Below are 15,565 nucleotides of genomic sequence, written 5' to 3'. Positions count from 1 at the left end.
TGTTAGAGGTGCATACCCCAATTGGGGTAAATGCTGTTGCCGGATCAAAGGAGTGTTGAGTTGGCGGGAAAAAATGCGCTTTTGCTCACATTTCAATGAGTTATATAACAATGTATATAACGACTTACTCAAAAAGACAAAGATCTCAATATTAGGATAATTCCTAGGATATATCGCTATCATGGCAACGAAACGCTACCTAATACACTTTAAATATAAGTAAATCCAGATTAATAGATTATCCAAATATGTTAACCTGCTACAGACTCGTTCATAAGACAGAAGAAAGGAAACACTGTGAACAATAAGATGAAGACAATTGTCCCTGCCGTACTTTTCGCCGCCTTTGCCAGCACCTCTGCATGGGCTGCCAGTAACGATACCGCCGCTCAGCCGCTGGAAAAAGTCGCCCCTTATCCCAAGGCGGAAAAGGGTATGAAGCGCCAGGTTATCCAGCTTACCCCTGAGAAAGATGAATCTACTCTGAAAGTAGAACTGCTGATCGGACAAACGCTGGAAGTTGACTGTAACCAACACCGCCTGGGCGGAGAACTGGACAGCAAAACGCTGGAGGGTTGGGGATATGACTACTATGTCTTTGACAAAGTTACGTCTCCGGTTTCAACCATGATGGCCTGCCCGGACGGTAAGAAAGAGAAGAAATTCATTACTGCGCATCTGGGTGATGACGGCATGCTGCGTTACAACAGCAAGTTGCCGATTGTGGTCTATACCCCGGAAAACGTGGACGTTAAATACCGTATCTGGAAAGCGGAAGACAAAATTCAGGACGCAGTCGCGCGCTAAGTGAGAATGTGCCGGATGGCAGCGTACCGCCTTATCCGGCATACAGACGCATAAACAATGCCGGATAAGCGCAGCAGCGCCATCCGGCATTTTATTTTACAGCGCGATATCCGCGACGGCTTTCTGTTCAGGCTGCGGTTGTGCCTGAGGTTTCAGCTGTGGTTTCGGCGCTTCATCAGCAACCTGCGGCTTGTCATATTTCAGACCCAGAACCTCACTGGTGTACTGCAACTCTTGTTCCGTAGCCTCAACGTTACCGTTCAGCTTAGTACCATAAGACGGAATAATGGTTTTCAGCTTCGCCTGCCACTCGGGGCTGGCTACTTTATCTTTAAACACTTTTTCCATCAGATGTAGCATGATCGGTGCCGCGGTTGATGCGCCCGGAGAAGCTCCCAGCAGCGCAGCAATCGTGCCTTCTTTATCGCTGACGACCTCAGTACCCAGACGCAACACGCCGCCCTTCTCCGCATCGCTTTTGATGATCTGCACACGCTGGCCCGCCTGCCATAAACGCCAGTCTTCTTTTTTCGCCTGTGGATAGTACTCTTGCAGCGCAGCAAAACGGTCGTCGTCGCTGAGCATCACCTGGCTCACCAGATATTTCACCAGATCGAAGTTATCCAGACCCACGTTGACCATCGGCATAAAGTTCGAGGTGGTGGTCGAGCTGAGCAGATCCCACAATGAACCATTCTTCAGGAACTTGGTGGAGAATGTCGCGAATGGCCCAAACAGCACAACGCGCTTGCCATCAAGGATACGGGTATCGATATGCGGTACAGACATCGGCGGCGCGCCAACGGAGGCCTGACCGTACACTTTCGCCAGGTGGCGATTGACCACATCCGGATTTTCTGCAACCAGGAACTGCCCGCCCACCGGGAATCCGGCATAGCCTTTCGCTTCCGGAATGTCGGTTTCCTGCAACAGCTTCAGCGCAGCGCCACCGGCACCGATAAAGACAAACTTCGCCTTGATATCGTGTTCCGCTTCGTTATTTTTCAGATCGGCGACCGTGACCGTCCAGCTATTATCGGCATTACGCTTAAAGCCACGCACTTCGGTGCTCAACTGCAGCGCAAAGTTGGGCTTTTTCTGCAATGAGGTAATCAGTTGGCGGGTGATTTCGCCGTAGTTCACGTCAGTACCAATCTCGGTACGCGTTGCTGCGACTTTCTGCTGCGGATCGCGACCTTCCATGACCAGCGGCGCCCACTCTTTGATCTGCGCGTGGTCTTCGGAATAGCGCATACCACGGAACAGCGTGCTCTGCTGCAGTGCGGTGTAACGGGCACGCAGGAAGTTCACGTTCTCGTCACCCCAGACAAAACTCATGTGCGGAACGGTGGTGATAAACGAGCGTGGTTCATGCATTACGCCATTATTGACCTGATAGGCCCAAAACTGGCGGGAAATCTGGAAGGCTTCGTTAATTTCGACTGCCTTTTCAATGCTGATGCTACCGTCGGCCTTTTTAGGCGTGTAGTTCAGCTCCATCAGTGCGGAGTGGCCGGTTCCGGCGTTATTCCAGCCGTTTGAGCTTTCCTGCGCTACACCATCCAGTCGCTCAACCATGGTCATTGACCATTGCGGCTCCAGCTCCTGTAAATAGGTTCCCAGCGTGGCGCTCATGATGCCGCCGCCAATCAACAGTACATCCGTTTCCTGCTCTTCCGCCGCTTTCGCTTTTGCCGCCATCGAGACAACATTCAGCCCAACGGCCATGGTGAAGAGCATGGCAGTCACTTTTTTCATAATGTTAATGCCTTACTTTTAGTATCGCTTTTTTGCTTTTAATGCAGGTGAAAATCGAGCGGCATCAACGGTAACACTTAAGTAAAAATAATTAAATAAAGTTTATAAATTATATTTAATTTTTAAAAATGTTATTAATACGTTGATAATTTATGCGGTTATTGACAATCATTTCTGGAAACCGGTCCATCTGACGGGTACTATGCTGCGCTTTGCTATTCACCGCACGGATGCCTGTCGGTCTGCTGTATCAGGCCATTTTTGACCTGAGTGTAACTATGTCTGCAACTCAACATTCCTCTGCCGCAGTCGCTGAACACGCGACCCGTGCCGTGCTCCGCCAACCCCGTCTGCTGGTTCGCGAAACGCTGGCCGGTGTGGTAACCGCCCTGGCGCTGATCCCGGAAGTAATCTCGTTTTCCGTGATCGCAGGCGTTGATCCTAAAGTCAGTCTGATCGCCTCTGTCGTACTGTGCCTGGCGATGTCTTTTTTAGGCGGTCGTCCCGCAATGGTTACCGCCGCTGCAGGATCTGTCGCGCTGGTGATTGGTCCGATGGTGCATCAACACGGCGTGCAATACATCCTGCCTGCAGTGGTGCTGGCAGGGATGATTCAGATCCTGTTTGGTGTATTGGGAATGGCACGTCTGATGCGATTCATCCCTACGGCCGTGATGACTGGCTTTGTTAACGCGCTGGGTATATTGATTTTCTTTGCCCAGGTCCCGCATTTCTGGGGCAAAAGCCCGCTCATCTGGGGGCTGTTTGTCCTGACGCTGCTGATTGTGCTGTGGGTTCCGCGGTTTATTAAAGCAATTCCCGCACCGCTTATCGCCATCGTGCTGCTAACCGTGTTCACTGTCACCAGCGGGCAACTGTTACCGACCGTCGGTGATGAAGGTTCAATGAGCGGCGGCCTGCCGGGTTTCACCCAGTTGTTGGTTCCGCTCAACCTGCAAACGCTGGCGATTATCTGGCCCTGCGCGCTGAGTATCGCTTTTGTTGGTTTGATGGAGTCGCTGTTAACCGCCCGTCTGGTGGATGACCTGACGGTGACGCCGTCGAATAAAAATCGCGAGAGTGCCGGGCTGGGGATAGCCAATATTCTGGCCGGATTTTATGGCGGCATCGCCGGGTGCGCGATGATTGGTCAAACCATCGTTAACGTCGAGATGGGCAAAGGACGCAGCCGCGTCTCGACGGTTGCCGCCGGACTGGTATTACTCCTGTTAGTCACAGGGTTAAGCGAAGTGATGGCAGAAATACCCATGTCGGTACTGGCAGGTATTATGGTAATTGTGGCGGTAAAAACCTTCAGTTGGCACAGCATCCAGCCCACCACGCTGACGAAACTCCCCGTCACTGAAACGCTGGTGATGCTGGTGACCGTCGCTGCCACGGTTTCTACCGGCAACCTGGCGATTGGCGTGGTTGCCGGGGTGATGACGATGCTCATTCTGCCGCGTATCGTCAGACGCAAACGGACAACTACATCAGAAACAGCGTTGCCAGACCGAGAAAAATAAAGAAACCACCAGTATCAGTGATAGCGGTTATCATGACGCTCGAGCCGACCGCCGGGTCGCGCCCGAGCTTCACCATCGTCATCGGAATGATAACCCCCATCAACGCCGCCATCAGCAGATTGAGCATCATCGCCAGAGTCATCACACCACCGAGCGCCATATCATCGTACAGCCACCAGGTAATGCCACCCATAATCCCGCCCCACACGAGGCCGTTGATTAGCGCCACGCCCATCTCGCGCAGGATGAGAAACGTCAGGTTCCCCGGTTGAATATTTTGCAGCGCCAGCGCGCGGACGATCATAGTGATAGTTTGATTCCCGGTATTGCCGCCGATACCCGCCACAATCGGCATCAACGAGGCCAGCGCCACCAGTTGCGAAATCGTATGTTCAAAGCCGTCGATCACCCGCGAGGCGATAAAGGCGGTACAGAGGTTAACGGCCAACCACGCCCAGCGGGTTTTTACCGCTTTGGTAACAGGCGCAAACACGTCCTCTTCGGCGCTTAAGCCCCCCATTCGACGCAGATCGGTGTCGGTTTCTTCATAGACAACGTCAACGATCTCATCGATGGTTAAACGGCCCATCAGTTTACCGGAAGGGTCAACCACCGCGGCGCTGACCAGGTTGTCGCGTTCGAAGGTACGCGCAGCGTTTTCGGCGATATCTTCAGGAGAAAAGGTGAGCGGGTCATCTTCCATCACCTCGCTGACTTTTCGCTGCACATCATTGAGTAAAATGCAGGTTAGCGTCAGTTCGCCAACCAGCACTTTATTGCGATCGGTCACGAAAAGTTTATCGGTGTTCTCCGGCATTTTCCCCAGCCGCCGCAGATAGCGTTGCACCACTTCCAGCGTCACGTCCGGACGCACAGTGATGACCTCGAACTCCATGATCGCGCCGACGCTATTTTTCTCGTAGTGCAGCACCTGGCGGACGCGCGTCCTCTCCTCTGCCGGTAACGTCGCCAGCAGACGACCGGTAAGGTTACGAGGCAAATGCTGCACCAGGTAAATCTGTTCATCGATATCGAGATATTGCAGCGCATCCAGCAGCTCGCGGTCGCTCATCTCATCGATCAGGTCGTCCCAGACGTTTTCAGACGCCTCAAGCAAGACGTTACCGCGCTTTTCATTTTCGACCAGTCGCCACAGGGCGTGGCGCTCTTCAGAGGGCAAAGCTTCGAGGGTATCGGCGAGGTCAGGCGGTGGCAGGTGGGCCACCAGCGCCCCTACCTCAGCAATATCGTCGGCTAACGTACCGACGTCATATTGCTCAGCCAGGGTAAGCTTGCCCAACAGCGTTGAAATAATGGCTTTATCAGTGGTCAGCAGCCAGATGAGGCGCGCACGCTCTTCATCACGCAGTCTGGCGCTGTTTTTGTTTATTACGGACATTAATCATAAATCCATGATATGAAATATCATTAATCATGATGCCGATTTATGTAAATAACAATAAACAGTGCCGCCGGGTGGCTAAAAAACCGGCGGCACGATGGATCAGGCTGTGCGAGCCACCGCGTCGCGCGAGGCGGCGTCACGTTCATCGCCCAACAGTTCACTCAACTGTCCGTTACGCATTTCCAGTAGACGATCGGCGTGAATAAAATAGTGATCGTCGTGGCTGATGGCGAAAATGGTTTTCCCCATTTCCTGCATCAAAGGCAATAGCACCTGATAGAACTCCCGGCGGAAATGGGGATCCTGATCGGCGGCCCATTCGTCCAGCAGAATGATGTCGCGCTCCTCCGCCAGGGCCAGCAGCAGCGCCACGCGTTTCTTCTGCCCTTTCGACAGCTTCAGATTGAGGATACGACCATCGCTCAGCTCCAGCTTATGACCCATCTTCAGATGTTCCAGCCACTTCGCGACCAGCTGCGGATTAGCCTCTTTACCTTCCGGCCCCAGCAGTTTGTCGAACAGCCAGACGTCGGTAAACACGGCGGAGAAGAGCTTGCGGTAGTCTTCCGGTTTTTCAACGGCAACGGCCTTACCATCAAGCAATATTTCGCCTGACTGCGGCTGGTACAGACCGGTCAGTAACATCGCCAGCGTAGATTTCCCGCTACCGTTACCGCCAATCAGAAAGATCAGTTCACCGCGATGAATCGTCAGATTCACCGGCCCTACGGAAAACGCATTATCCTGATAGTGAAAAACCACGTTGCGCAGCTCCAGCGTTTGCCAGTTGGGAAACGCGGTTGGGCGTGGGAATTCGGCCTTAAAAGGTGCCAGTGCGAATTTATTCAGCTTGTTGAACGCCACCTGTGCCGTGAGCAGTGTCGGCAGCGCGCCAACGGCAGAGAGCAACGGTGTTCGCAGGAATAACAGCGTCAGAGAATAGGTCGCTGCCACGGCGGTATCAGCCCATCCCAGACTGTTAGCCATCCAGAACACCAGGCCAATGGCACCCAGCATCATAATGTTCGACCAGTTAACCGCGCTCAGGTGGAAGGTATCGGCACGGATAATATGGTGGCGATACTCTTTGGCATCCGGGACGTACATCTGATTAAAGATATGCTCGGCGCGCTCGCGGTTAAGCGTCAGCTCTTTGCGCCCTTCCAGCACCGTCTGATAATCGTTGTACAACTTGTCTTCAGTTTCGCGCAAGGTGGCCATGTGTTTATACACCCGCGCCACCAGCACAAATCCGCCCCAGATGGTGATTGCCATCCAGACTGCCGTTACCAGTAGCATTTTGGTCGACAGCATCGCCAGATACGCCGCCGATCCTATGGTCAGGATAATCCCCTGCACCAGCTCAGGCAGACGAACAAAGGCGATGGTGATGTTGCGGATATCACTGGTTAAACCGGCCAGCAACGAGGCGCTGCCAAGCTGTTCAATACGCTCGACGTGAGTATCCAGAATTCGTTTGATAAATTCGCTACGCAGGCGGTAGACAAAGTGGTGACCCAGCGTGGTCAACGCCAGCTGAGAACCGAGGGTGACAACCATCAACAACAGCAGCAGGCCAAGAAACTCCGGTAGCACCATCAGCGTGGTGTCGACCGTTTCGATCAAGCGCTGGTTGATAAACGCAATCAGCCCAATCCCCAACGCGGCGCTGGCGAGGCTGAGCGCCATCACGCTGATAAATGGCCAGCGATACTGCCGCCAGACAAGAAGTAAAAGTTCCATGCACACAACCCGGACAAGTAATAACAGCCCGCAGTTTAAACATCTCTTCGCTGACAGCAATAATAATTCTTATTTTTATTCTTTTTTACCAGCCTGGCGAAAAGTCAGATTGTAACGACAGTCTCCGGTCAACGGATGATACCCCGTCTTAAGCGGCTGGATCCCATGATAAAACAGCCGCGAATTACCGCCCCATACCACGACATCGCCGTGTTCCAGCAGTAAACGCTTTAAAGGGTCATTACGGCGCAAGCCGCCAAATTGAAAGATGGCCGGTAGCCCCAGCGACACAGAGACAATCGGCGCCCGCAGGTCGGGCTCGTCTTTATCCTGATGTAAGGACAGTTTTGCCCCTGGCGTGTAGCGGTTAATCAGGCAGGCATCGGGTTGAAAATCAGCATAGCCCGCCGCCGTCGCCGCCTGTTGGCACAGATCAGCGAACGCATCCGGCAGCGGCGGCCAGTGCGTGCCGGTGAGTGGATCAAACGGAGAATAAAGATAGCCATGCTGATCCGTCGTCCAGCCCAGATGACCGCAGTTGGTCATCGCCACCGACATTGTATAGCCGCCGGGCGTCACCATCTGGCGAAACGGCGACTGTCTGGCGACAGCCGCTATCGCCTGAAGTAAAGTGGGCGCAGAGTCAAAAGCGAAACGTCGGAGAATAACCGCACCTGACGCCAGCGGCTCCTGCCAGGGTTTCGCATCCGCAAAGAGATCGAGCATTATGTTTCCTCGCCAGTAGCTTCCCGTTGCAGTAACTGCGCTTTGCGCGCAATACCCCATCGGTAGCCCGAAAGTGCGCCATCGCCACGGATCACCCGGTGACACGGGATAACAATCGCCAGTTTGTTGGCCCCACAGGCACTGGCCACCGCGCGCACCGCCTTCGGTTTGCCGATGGCGCTGGCCAGCTGTTGGTAGCTCACTGTTTCACCGCACGGAATTGTGCGCAGCGCCTGCCACACCTGCTGCTGAAAGACTGTTCCCCGAATATCCAGGGGTAGCGATAGCGACGCGTCACGCGAGTTGATCGCAACGATCACTTCGCGCACGCGCTGCTGAAAATTGGCATCTGCAGGAACATCCTGCGCGGCGGGAAACAGCGCATGAAGATCCGCAACCAACGTAGCGTCATCATCGCCAAGCAAGATCGCGCAGATACCCCGCTCGCTTTCCGCCACCAGACAGCGACCCAGAGCGCAATCTGCGAGGGTATAGCGTACAGAAACGTTGTCGCCACCTTTACGAAATTGCTTTGCCGTCATGCCTAATGCTTGATCGGCTTTGCGATAGTAGCTGCTGCTGTCGGGGAATCCGGCATTGAGAATCGCCTGTGTAACCGGAACACCTTTCGCCAGGGCATCACGCAGACGGCGAGCACGCCATGATTGTTGCCACACTTTCGGGGTCATGCCCGTCGTGGCTTTAAACAGACGATGCAAGTGATACGGGCTCATCGCCACCTGCTGTGCCAGCTCGTCCAGCGTAAGAGGTGACTCTTGCTCCAACAACTGACAAGCGCGGGCTATTTTCTCCAGCCGATGCTGTTGCGCGCTGTCTTTATCCGGCTGGCAGCGCTTACAGGGGCGAAACCCGGCAGCCTGCGCCTGCTGAGCATCGGCGAAAAAACGGACATTTTTGCGCAGCGCATGTTTTGCCCGACAGGACGGACGGCAGAAAATACCGGTGGTCTGGACGGCAAAAACAAACTGACCGTCGGCGTCAACGTCGCGATCCACAACGGACTGCCAACGGTCATCGTCAGTGATGCGTAAACGATTTTTCATTTCGGACTCCTTTGTTAAGCATAGCGCTTAGCCTCAGTGTGTCCCCATCGTCGGGCATAAAAACCCGCAATCTTGCTTTTTAATTTTTTTCGCTGACCAGAAAGCTATTAAACTGCGGCGACATCCAGGTTTTAAACCCCTCACCCTCTTTCACAATCATATAGACCGCCAGCCCTTCACGACGCACGACTTCTTTGGCCTTTTCCGGGCCAAGCACCATCAATCCTGTATCCCAGCCATCGGCTTCCAGAGCCGTTGGCGAAATCACCGTTACGGACACCAGATTATGTTCGATCGGGCGACCGGTTTGTGGATCGATAACATGGGAAAGGCGCTTACCGTCCAGCTCATAATAGTTCCGGTAGCTGCCGGAGGTGCTAATGCCGTGCCCGTTAATGTCGACAATCGCCTGCACCGCGTTTTCACGATCGGTGGGTTTCTGGATTGCCACTCGCCACGGATGCCCTTCAGCATTCATTCCCCTGCTGTTCAGCGCACCACCAACGGAAACCAGATAACGGGAGATCCCCTCTTGCTCCATCAATCGAGCCAGATGATCGGCGGCGTACCCTTCACCAACGGTCGAGAGATCAACATACAGATCCGGCAAGTCTTTTTGCAGGTAGTTCTGATGCGCTTCATTCACAACTTTCAGATGAGAAAGCCCGGTTTGCGCTTTTGCAGCGTCAATTTGCGCTTGGGTGGGAATATGCAACGGCTGCTGATCCGGGCCAAAGCCCCACAGGTTGACTAACGGCCCCACGGTGATATCCATGGCCCCATCGGTTATTGCACCAATGCGTAGCGCCGAAGTCACGATATCCGCCATGGCGTCGTTAACCGGCCACGGCGACAGGCTTTTCGACAGGTTAAAGCGCATTAACGCAGAATCGTTTTTATAGGTGGAGAGCAGTTGATCATCGGCATCAAGCTGAGTCTGGATCTTGGCCTGCAGTTCCCTGGCGCGTTTGTCATCTACGCCTACCACACTGACCCGCCAGAAAGTACCCATCGTTTTACCTTTCAGAACCGTGGCAGGAATTGTGGTCTGAGCAGGTTTCGGGGCCTCATCGCACCCGACAAAAAAGATCGTCACAGCCATCAGTGCTGCGCGATAAAAATTCATTTCCATACGTAATTATCCTCATGCGAACGGGCGCAAGAGTACACCAAAAATCGTTGTTTGTACGGCGAAAAAACGACATTAAAAAAGGCCCCGCAGGGCCTTTTATAGACATAATGTAGATTAGAACTGGTAAACCAGACCCAGTGCTACGATGTCATCGGTGCTGATGCCAGCATCACGAGTGAACTGGTTGTCATCCAGCAGGTTGATTTTGTAATCAACATAGGTGGACATGTTTTTGTTGAAGTAGTAGGTCGCGCCAACATCAACATATTTCAGGATATCCTGGTCGCCGTAGTTGGTGAGGCCATTGTTCAGGTCTTTGCCTTTGGACTGCAGGTAAGCCACGGACGGACGCAGACCGAAGTCGAACTGGTACTGTGCAACAGCTTCAAAGTTCTGTGCTTTGTTAGCCCAGCCCAGAGAGCCTGCACGCGTTGCGTTGTAGGTCTGGGTGTACTGTGCTGCCAGGTACACGTTGTTCGCGTCGTATTTCAGACCACCAGTGTAGGTTTCAGCACGGTCGCCGGTACCGAAGTTCAGCTTGTTCTGCTCGTCAGTACGTTTAGAACTGGTGACTGCAGTACCCAGCGCGAAGCCTTCACCGATATCATAAGTGATTGATCCACCAACGCCGTCGCCATTCTGACGCAGTGCATCACGACCGTTGCCGGTCACACCAGTCATACCTTCGCCTTCCGGGCTACCGTTTTTACCCTGGTACTGCAGGGCAAAGTTCAGGCCATCAACCAGACCGAAGAAGTCGGTGTTACGGTAGGTCGCGAAGCCGTTACCACGCTGCTGCATGAAGTTGTCAGAACCGTAGGTGTCGCCGCCGAATTCTGGCAGAACGTCGGTCCAGGACGTTACGTCGTAAACTACGCCGTAGTTACGACCGTAGTCGAAAGAGCCTACGTCAGCGAATTTCAGACCCGCAAACGCCACACGAGTCCAGGAGTTGTTCTCAGACTCAGGCGCGTTACCCTGAATCTGGTATTCCCACTGGCCGTAACCGGTCAGTTGGTCGTTAACCTGAGTTTCGCCTTTGAAGCCGATACGCATATAGGTCTGATCACCATCTTTAGAAGAGTCATCAGAGAAATAGTGCAGACCGTCGACTTTACCGTACAGATCTAATTTGTTGCCGTCTTTGTTATAAATTTCAGCCGCATTCGCTGCGCCTGCTACCAGCAGTGCTGGTACCAGGAGGGACAGTACTTTAACTTTCATGTTATTAACCCTCTGTTATATGCCTTTATTGCTTTTTTATGCCACTGCATACTGATTAAGGTCATTAACCAGTCGGCAACTTCATTCTCCGCAAAAACACAGAATAATCCAACACGAATATGATACTAAAACTTTTAAGGTGTTTCATTTATCGGCATAGATGTTTCTAAATGTTAATACAAGGGAACTTTTTTAAAATCAAAAAACAGTCGAAATAAGCACAAATAATCAAGAATCATTTCAATTTTCTTTAAAATCAATGCATTATACAAAAACATCTTATAGCACTGAATGACAAAACAAAATCTTCACTCGCAACTAAAATAGACCCGCTATCATCATTAACTTTATTTATTACCGTCATTCATTTATGAATGTCTGTTTACCCCTATTTCAGCCGAATGCTCAGCGTTCGGTTTTTTTTTACCCTTCTTTACACAAAGCTTACCTTTCTGTGCTACCGATGAAAAACTATAACGACTATTAACTATCTCGGGCGTCACGATCAGATATAAGTTTGATAAATAATTTCTTGTTATTTAATGCTAAATGTATACATTCCGTACGAATATTTGTACCCACCTTTATCCACTGTACACCTTTGCACCGCCATGACTGCAACAAAATCAGGCGCAAAGAATGCAGGCCAGGCGGCGCGGTGTAAGTGTGGTAATTCATACATTACCCTTTATACTGCCCTTTCATCTTTCGCGTCGTTTAACAGGTCATAAACACGAATGAGTCAGTCTGACACAACGGTTTCCACCCGATTCTCCCTGTTACCAGGAAGTATTACCCGTTTCTTCTTATTACTGATCGTTGTGCTGTTGGTGATGATGGGTGTTATGGTCCAGAGCGCCGTCAACACCTGGCTAAAGGATAAGAGTTATCAGATTGTCGATATTACCCATGCCATTCATAAAAGGGTCGATACCTGGCGATACGTGACCTGGCAAATCTATGACAATATTGCCGCTACAACCAGTTCACCAGGCGCAGATGGGCTACAGGAAACGCGTCTGAAACAAGATATCTATTATCTTGAGAAACCCCGCAGAAAGACTGAAGCGCTGATTTTCGGCTCGCATGACAGTTCTACACTGGAAATGACCCAGCGCATTTCAACGTATCTGGATACGCTGTGGGGCGCGGAGAATGTCCCATGGTCAATGTATTACCTGAATGGTCAGGATAACAGCCTGATCCTAATCTCAACGTTACCACTGAAAGATCTTACCTCCGGTTTTAAAGAATCGACGATTGGGAATATTGTCGATTCCCGACGCGCTGAAATGCTGCAACAGGCTAATGCGCTGGATGAGCGTGAAAGCTTCTCTTCTTTGCGCCGCCAGGTCTGGCAGAACGGACATTACTTCACGCTACGTACGACCTTTAATCAGCCAGGGCATTTGGCCACCGTTGTCGCCTTTGACCTCCCCATTAATGACCTGATCCCTCCCGGGATGCCGTTGGACGGTTTCCATCTGGAACCTGATGCCACCTCAACAACCGAGCATGTTACTGAAAAAGAGTCACCAGACAGCGTCAGTATCAGCTTCAACAATGGCAAGATTGAAATCTCTTCAGCGCTGAATTCAACGGATATGCGACTGGTATGGCAAGTTCCATTTGGCTCCTTGCTGCTGGATACGCTGCAAAACATTCTGCTGCCGCTGTTATTGAACATCGCATTGCTGGCCCTGGCGCTGTTTGGTTATACCACCTTTCGCCACCTCCCTGCCCGTTCGACTGAAGTGGCGCCAAATCTTGCGGCAAATAATGAGCTACGTGTTCTGCGCGCAATCAATGAAGAGATTGTTTCCCTTCTGCCGCTGGGATTACTGGTACACGATCAGGAAGCAAACCGCACGGTAATCAGCAATAAAATTGCCGACCACCTGCTGCCGCATTTAAATCTGCAAAACATCACCAATATGGCAGAGCAGCATCAGGGAGTGATTCAGGCCACCATCAATAATGAACTGTATGAAATCAGACTGTTTCGCAGCCAGATCTCCCCGAGAACGCAGATCTTTATCATTCGTGACCAGGACCGCGAGGTGCTGGTCAATAAGAAACTGAAACAAGCACAGCGGCTGTATGAGAAAAACCAGCAGGCCCGCGCGGCCTTTATGCAGAATATTGGCAGCGCGCTGAAAGACCCCGCGAAAACGCTGGCTGCTAATGCCGCCGCGCTCAATACACCAGACAGCCAGAAACTGGCCAATCAGGCCGACGTTCTGGTGCGCATGGTGGACGAAATCCAGCTAGCCAACCTGCTGGAGAACGATGCCTGGAAAGGTGAATCCACACTGTTTTCCGTGCAGGCATTAATTGACGACGTGGTTCCGGAGGTTCTGCCGGCCATTAAGCGTAAAGGGCTGCAACTGCTGATTAAAAATCACTTAAGCGCCCATGACGAACGCCGTGGCGATCGCGATGCCTTGCGCCGTATTTTGCTGCTGTTGATCCAATATGCGGTAACCACCACGCAGATTGGTAAAATCACGCTGGAAGTCGACCAGGATGAGTCAGAGGCCGAACGCCTGACCTTCCGCATTCTGGATACCGGGGAAGGCGTCACATTAAATGAAGTTGATAATCTCCATTTCCCATTCATTAATGACACGCAGGGCGATCGGTATGGCAAAGCCAACCCGCTGACGTTCTGGCTGTGCGATCAGTTAGCCCGCAAGCTTGGCGGACACCTGAATATTAAAGCACGGGAAGAACTTGGAACACGTTACATCGTCCATGTTAAAATGCCGCTGCACGATCAACATGCTGATAGTGAAGAGCGCCTGTTGGATGACGTCTGCGTAATGCTTGATGTCACCTCAAATGACGTACGTAGCATTGTATTACGTCAGCTGGAAAACTGGGGGGCAACCTGCATCACGCCCGATGAACGGTTGAATAGTCAAGAATATGATCTCTTTTTAACAGATAATCCGTCTAATCTTACTGCCTCGGGCTTGCTTTTAAGCGATGATGAGTCTGGCGTACGGAAAATTGGCCCCGGTCAGCTGCGCGTCAACTTTAATATGAGCAATGCTATGCAGGAAGCTGTCCTTGAGCTGATTGAAGAGCAGCTGGCACAAGAAGAGTTCCAGGAACTCCCCCTCGGCGGAGATGAAAACGCCGAACTTCATGCCAGTGGTTACTACGCACTCTTTGTAGACACAGTACCGGATGATGTTAAGAGGTTGTATACTGAGGCGGCTATCAGCGATTTCGCTGCATTAGCCCAAACGGCCCATCGCCTGAAAGGCGTGTTTGCCATGCTTAATCTGGTACCCGGCAAGCAGTTATGTGAAGCGCTGGAACATCTTATTCAAGAGAAAGATGCTCCAGGTATAGAAAAATACATCAGCGACATTGACGTTTACGTCAAGAGCTTGCTGTAGCAAGGTAGCCCAATACATGAACACTATGAACGTAATTATTGCCGATGACCACCCGATTGTACTGTTCGGTATTCGTAAATCACTTGAGCAAATCGAGTGGGTAAATGTTGTCGGCGAATTTGAAGACTCCACTGCACTGATCAACAATTTGCCTAAGTTGGATGCGCATGTGTTGATTACCGACCTCTCCATGCCGGGAGATAAATACGGTGATGGGATCACGTTAATTAAATATATCAAGCGTCATTTCCCGAGCCTGTCGATTATCGTTCTGACCATGAACAACAATCCGGCTATCCTGAGCGCGGTACTGGATCTCGATATTGAAGGGATCGTACTGAAACAAGGCGCGCCAACCGACCTGCCAAAAGCGCTGGCCGCGCTGCAGAAAGGTAAGAAATTTACCCCGGAAAGCGTGTCTCGTCTGCTGGAGAAAATCAGCGCCAGCGGCTATGGCGACAAACGTCTGTCACCGAAAGAGAGTGAAGTTCTGCGCTTGTTTGCCGAAGGTTTCCTGGTTACTGAAATCGCTAAAAAGCTCAACCGCAGCATTAAAACCATCAGCAGCCAGAAAAAATCGGCAATGATGAAGCTCGGTGTGGAAAACGATATCGCACTGCTGAATTACCTCTCCTCTGTGACGCTGAGTCCGTCAGACAAAGAGTAATTCTTTATCACGTCAAAATGCCTGATGGCGCTGCGTTTATCAGGCCTACGAATAAACAGCATCGTGCACGTTTCGTAGGCCGGATAAGACTAACGCCGCCATCCGG

11 protein-coding genes are annotated in these 15,565 nt (G+C 51.7%); 4 read left to right on the top strand and 7 right to left on the bottom strand.

The features are described from left to right. Positions 1–309: 309 nt before the first annotated feature. A complete protein-coding gene (gene eco / locus OGY17_RS22245; RefSeq protein ID WP_048216405.1) occupies positions 310–807 on the top strand; it encodes a serine protease inhibitor ecotin in 498 nt (165 codons plus the stop codon). Positions 808–903: 96 nt separating this feature from the next. Here eco and mqo read toward each other — a convergent pair whose 3' ends face one another. Continuing rightward, positions 904–2,565 (bottom strand): malate dehydrogenase (quinone), encoded by a 1,662-nt coding sequence (gene mqo, locus OGY17_RS22240; RefSeq protein WP_003834639.1) that lies wholly within the window; start codon positions 2,563–2,565, stop codon positions 904–906. A gap of 278 nt (positions 2,566–2,843) precedes the next feature. Between mqo and OGY17_RS22235 the strand changes: the two genes are divergently transcribed. Beyond that, positions 2,844–4,091: a SulP family inorganic anion transporter gene (locus tag OGY17_RS22235; protein ID WP_008785303.1), complete on the top strand. Its 1,248-nt coding sequence runs from the start codon at positions 2,844–2,846 to the stop codon at positions 4,089–4,091. Here OGY17_RS22235 and mgtE read toward each other — a convergent pair. From mgtE to OGY17_RS22205, 6 genes are all read right to left on the bottom strand, one after another. Continuing rightward, positions 4,054–5,490 carry a magnesium transporter gene (mgtE, locus tag OGY17_RS22230; protein ID WP_008785304.1) on the bottom strand — a complete coding sequence of 479 codons (1,437 nt, stop codon included), beginning with the start codon at positions 5,488–5,490 and terminating at the stop codon, positions 4,054–4,056. The two genes, OGY17_RS22235 and mgtE, sit on opposite strands and share 38 nt — an antisense overlap. Positions 5,491–5,595: 105 nt before the next feature. After that, entirely contained in the window at positions 5,596–7,239 is a 1,644-nt protein-coding gene (locus tag OGY17_RS22225) for a multidrug ABC transporter permease/ATP-binding protein (RefSeq protein WP_008785305.1), read from the bottom strand. Between the two features lie 75 nt (positions 7,240–7,314). After that, a complete protein-coding gene (alkB, locus tag OGY17_RS22220) occupies positions 7,315–7,965 on the bottom strand; it encodes a DNA oxidative demethylase AlkB (RefSeq protein WP_008785306.1) in 651 nt (216 codons plus the stop codon). Beyond that, positions 7,965–9,029, bottom strand: a complete 1,065-nt coding sequence (gene ada, locus OGY17_RS22215) for a bifunctional DNA-binding transcriptional regulator/O6-methylguanine-DNA methyltransferase Ada (protein ID WP_008785307.1) — start codon at positions 9,027–9,029, stop codon at positions 7,965–7,967. Before ada ends, alkB begins: the two co-directional genes overlap by 1 nt. Positions 9,030–9,108: 79 nt before the next feature. Beyond that, positions 9,109–10,161: an FAD:protein FMN transferase ApbE gene (apbE, locus tag OGY17_RS22210; protein ID WP_008785309.1), complete on the bottom strand. Its 1,053-nt coding sequence runs from the start codon at positions 10,159–10,161 to the stop codon at positions 9,109–9,111. A gap of 114 nt (positions 10,162–10,275) precedes the next feature. After that, the gene (locus OGY17_RS22205) at positions 10,276–11,385 is read right to left on the bottom strand and encodes a porin OmpC (protein ID WP_020996678.1); all 1,110 of its coding nucleotides are present in this window, start codon (positions 11,383–11,385) and stop codon (positions 10,276–10,278) included. A 737-nt stretch (positions 11,386–12,122) separates the two neighbouring features. On the opposite strand from OGY17_RS22205, the gene rcsD reads away from it, so the two are divergent. Beyond that, positions 12,123–14,792, top strand: coding sequence for a phosphotransferase RcsD (gene rcsD, locus OGY17_RS22200; protein ID WP_286608356.1), 2,670 nt, complete (start codon positions 12,123–12,125; stop codon positions 14,790–14,792). A 16-nt stretch (positions 14,793–14,808) separates the two neighbouring features. Beyond that, positions 14,809–15,459 (top strand): response regulator transcription factor RcsB, encoded by a 651-nt coding sequence (gene rcsB / locus OGY17_RS22195; RefSeq protein ID WP_003027592.1) that lies wholly within the window; start codon positions 14,809–14,811, stop codon positions 15,457–15,459. The last annotated feature ends 106 nt before the right edge of the window (positions 15,460–15,565 follow it).

Source organism: Citrobacter sp. Cpo126, assembly GCF_030332445.1.
GTDB classification, from domain to species: domain Bacteria; phylum Pseudomonadota; class Gammaproteobacteria; order Enterobacterales; family Enterobacteriaceae; genus Citrobacter; species Citrobacter portucalensis.
The sequence above is the reverse complement of the archived record's forward strand: the minus strand, read 5'-3'. Positions and strand labels throughout refer to the sequence as shown.